General features: G+C 58.8%; 5 protein-coding genes. All 5 read left to right on the forward strand.

The window, feature by feature from the left end; translation table 11 throughout:
* The first annotated feature begins 155 nt into the window (after window positions 1–155).
* From A15D_RS16900 to mtnC, 5 genes are read left to right on the forward strand one after another with little or no spacing between them, the layout of a single operon-like run.
* Entirely contained in the window at window positions 156–626 is a 471-nt protein-coding gene (locus A15D_RS16900) for a hypothetical protein (RefSeq protein ID WP_102792878.1), read from the forward strand.
* Complete coding sequence (gene mtnA / locus A15D_RS16905) at window positions 616–1,650, forward strand: S-methyl-5-thioribose-1-phosphate isomerase (RefSeq protein WP_102792879.1); 1,035 nt, start codon at window positions 616–618, stop codon at window positions 1,648–1,650. The genes A15D_RS16900 and mtnA overlap by 11 nt, the downstream gene beginning before the upstream one ends.
* Window positions 1,651–1,669: 19 nt before the next feature.
* A complete protein-coding gene (locus A15D_RS16910) occupies window positions 1,670–2,305 on the forward strand; it encodes a methylthioribulose 1-phosphate dehydratase (RefSeq protein WP_102792880.1) in 636 nt (211 codons plus the stop codon).
* A gap of 3 nt (window positions 2,306–2,308) precedes the next feature.
* Complete coding sequence (locus tag A15D_RS16915) at window positions 2,309–2,851, forward strand: acireductone dioxygenase (RefSeq protein ID WP_102792881.1); 543 nt, start codon at window positions 2,309–2,311, stop codon at window positions 2,849–2,851.
* A gap of 47 nt (window positions 2,852–2,898) precedes the next feature.
* Window positions 2,899–3,582 carry an acireductone synthase gene (gene mtnC, locus A15D_RS16920; protein ID WP_102792882.1) on the forward strand — a complete coding sequence of 228 codons (684 nt, stop codon included), beginning with the start codon at window positions 2,899–2,901 and terminating at the stop codon, window positions 3,580–3,582.
* Window positions 3,583–3,689: the final 107 nt, after the last annotated feature.

Raw genomic sequence — 3,689 nt, forward strand, 5'->3', positions numbered from 1 at the left:
AGCACGCAAGGCGTTATTCAGAGACTCCCAAGCTTGCCACCCCTTTTCGGCCACCATCGACCTGTCTCATACAGAACATTTGAAAAGTCCACGCCACGACACCATCCTACGCAGCACAACATCATCATGGTTTGACTAACCGCCCCGGAGGCAACGTGAAACTGGCTCTTCCTGATTGGCTGTCGCCTGTTGCACAGCAGCTCGAGCCCTGGCTCCCCGCCCTGACCCTCACCGGGGTGGTGATGGCGCTTGCCTCCATGGTCGCCATCCCCTGGTTATTGATTCGCATGCCTGCCCACTACTTCACCGAGGCGTATCAGCCCCGTTCACAACGCGGGCCTCTGGCGTGGCTGCTATGGTGTCTGCGTAACCTGCTGGCCCTGCTCTTGTTAATGGCCGGCGTCATCATGCTGGTGCTACCCGGCCAGGGATTGTTGACCATTCTGATTGCTATCATGACCAGCACATTTCCGGGGAAATACCGTATGGAACGCGCTATTATGCGGCGCCCCGGGGTATTCCGGGCCGCCAACTGGATTCGCGCCCGTTACCATCGTGAACCGCTCCTTCATCCCGATGCCCAGGTACCGCCGGGTAACCACAAGGATTCCTTGCATGGCCATTAACAGCGCAGCCATTCGCTGGCACGGAAACTCGCTTGAGCTGCTGGACCAGCGCCTGCTCCCCACCCAGACCGTCTGGCTAACCATCAGCGATAGCCGGCAAGCCGCCAACGCCATTCGCGAGATGGTGGTACGCGGAGCTCCTGCCATCGGCATCACGGCAGCCTATGGTCTGGCACTGGAAGCCCAACGTTTGGGTGACAACGCCAGCCTCCCCGCTCTCGCCACCGCCATCGAGTGTCTGGCCAGCAGCCGACCCACTGCCGTCAATCTGTTCTGGGCACTGGAGCGACTGCAGCGCACCGCTGGCGAGCGCACAGGGAGCGAACTGGTACAGGCCTTGATTGAGGATGCTGAATCCATCCACCAGGAAGACCTGGCAGCAAACCGCCGCATGGGCGAGTTTGGCGCCGCCTTGCTGAGCCCTGGCGCCACCCTCTACACCCATTGCAACACCGGAGCGCTGGCCACCGGCGGTCACGGTACCGCCCTGGGCATTATTCGCAGTGCGTGGGAAGCGGGCACGCTTGCCGGGGTCTACGCCGGTGAAACCCGCCCCTGGCTGCAAGGCAGTCGCCTGACCAGCTGGGAGCTACTCAACGATGGCATCCCGGTTACCCTTGTGGCTGACAGCAGCGCAGGCCAATTGATGGCCCAGGGCAAGATTGACGCCGTCATTGTCGGCGCCGACCGGATCACTGCTAACGGTGATACCGCCAACAAGATCGGCACCTACACTCTGGCGGTGCTCGCCAAACATCACGGCATTCCGTTCATTGTGGCCGCGCCGTTGTCGACCCTTGATAGCGAGTTGCCGGACGGCAGCCATATCGTGATTGAAGAACGCGATGGCAGTGAAATCCGCCAGATACAAGGCAAGCCTGTGGCACCGGCACACTGCCCCGTCTATAACCCGGCCTTTGATGTGACGCCGGCATCCCTGATTAGTGCGATTGTCACTGAACGTGGCGTCATTGATGCCCCCGACACATCGAAGGTAGTTGCCCACCTTCAAGCCAGCCACTGAGACAGCCAGAGCCGACACCATGACTGATCGCCCTTTTTCTACTGCCAGCTACCGCGACGCCGCCAGAGCGCTGGCCGCGACCGGCCAGCGTATTTATGCCAATGGATGGTCACCAGCCACCAGCAGTAATTATTCCGTTCGCCTGAACGCGACCCACGCGGCCATCACTCGCTCCGGGAAAGATAAAGGCTTGCTGCGCGAAACCGACATCATGGCGGTTGATCTTCAGGGCCAACCCGCCACCGATGGCAAGCCATCTGCCGAAACCCTTCTGCACACCCAGGTGTACCAGCGTTTTCCTGACATCGGCGCAGTACTGCACACCCACAGCCACGCCAGTACCGTGCTGACCATGCACTGGCCTGCCAATACGCTGACGCTGGAAGGCTACGAGCTGCTGAAAGCACTCGAAGGCATCCACACCCATGAGAGTCGACTGCAGATCCCGGTCTTCGACAATACTCAGGACATCGCCGCGCTGGCCAGTGAGGTCGACACCGCCATGGCAGAAGGCGCCATCAGCCATGCCTACCTGATTCGTGGGCATGGGCTTTATACCTGGGCCAGCGATCTGCCATCCTGTTACCGACAGCTTGAAGCGTTGGAGGTCTTGCTCGCCGTTGAGCTGGACCGCCGTCGCCTGAGTGGAGTGTAAAACATGAGCGAACTGAAGATATTTCATGACAGCCAGCCGCAAACCGTTCAGCAGCATCTGACCGACAAGGCAGCCATGGCCCAGGCGCTGGCGGCCGCCGGGATTCGCTATGAACAGTGGGAAGCCAGCAAGGCACTGTCAGAAAATCCCGATCAGGCAGAGGTGATTGAGGCTTATCAGGCTGATATCAATCGTCTTATTGAACAGGAAGGCTACCAGACCGTCGATGTCGTCAGCATGGTACCGGATCACCCGGAAAAGGCCGCTTTTCGACAAAAGTTTCTGGAAGAACATCGTCACAGTGAAGACGAAGTGCGCTTCTTCGTGGAAGGCCGCGGTCTGTTTACGCTGCACATTGGCGACAACGTCTATGAAGTACTGTGCACCAAGGGCGATTTGATCAGCGTGCCAGCGAACACACCGCACTGGTTCGATATGGGCCCCAGCCCTCGCTTTGTGGCGATCCGCCTGTTCAACAACCCTGAGGGATGGGTCGCGAATTTTACCGGCAGTGATATCGCCCAGCGATTCAATCGTCTGGACTGAACGCGATTTGCGCATCCGGGGATAACACCAGAAAACGGGATACCGCCATGATCAAGGCCATCGTTACCGATATCGAAGGCACCACCAGCAGCATTTCTTTCGTCAAGGAAGTGCTGTTCCCCTATGCCGCCAACGCCTTCCCCCGGTTTCTGGCAGAACACTGGGATGACGCTGACGTTCAACAACTGATTGCGGCAGCCGCCGCCGAAAGTGGCCAGCCGCTGACATCACCTGACAGTGCCAATGCCCTGTTCCAGGAATGGATCGCAGCAGACCGCAAGGTAACGCCACTCAAGGCCCTGCAAGGCAAAATCTGGCAGGCGGGCTATGAGAATGGCGATTATACCGCCCACCTTTATCCCGACACCGCGGCCAACCTGAACCTCTGGAAAAAGCAAAACCTGGATCTTTATGTGTACTCGTCAGGCTCCATCGCTGCACAAAAGCTGTTTTTCGGCTACAGCGATGCCGGCGACCTGACTCCCCTTTTCAGTGGCTATTTCGATACCACCTCGGGCCATAAGCAGGAAGTCCAGAGCTACCGGAATATTCAGGCCGCCATTGGCCTTCCGGCCAACCAGTTGCTGTTCCTGTCTGATGTGGAAGCCGAACTGGATGCCGCAGCCGAAGCGGGTTTTCATACTTGCCGGCTGGATCGTGAGGGCAGTCAGGGCGCCAGCCGACACCCCGTCGTCAACCGTTTTGATGAGATTGATCCAGGGAGCCTCTGAATAACTCCTTGCGTGCTCAGTCTTTCAGGCTGGTTCGCCCCCTCGGCCAAGGTAAAGAGGGGCGCGGTTTTGAAGGATTATGTCCATCCATCGGCTCTTCACCTTCG

The sequence above is a fragment of the Alcanivorax sp. MD8A genome, assembly GCF_002888555.1.
Classification (GTDB): Bacteria; Pseudomonadota; Gammaproteobacteria; order Pseudomonadales; family Alcanivoracaceae; genus Alcanivorax.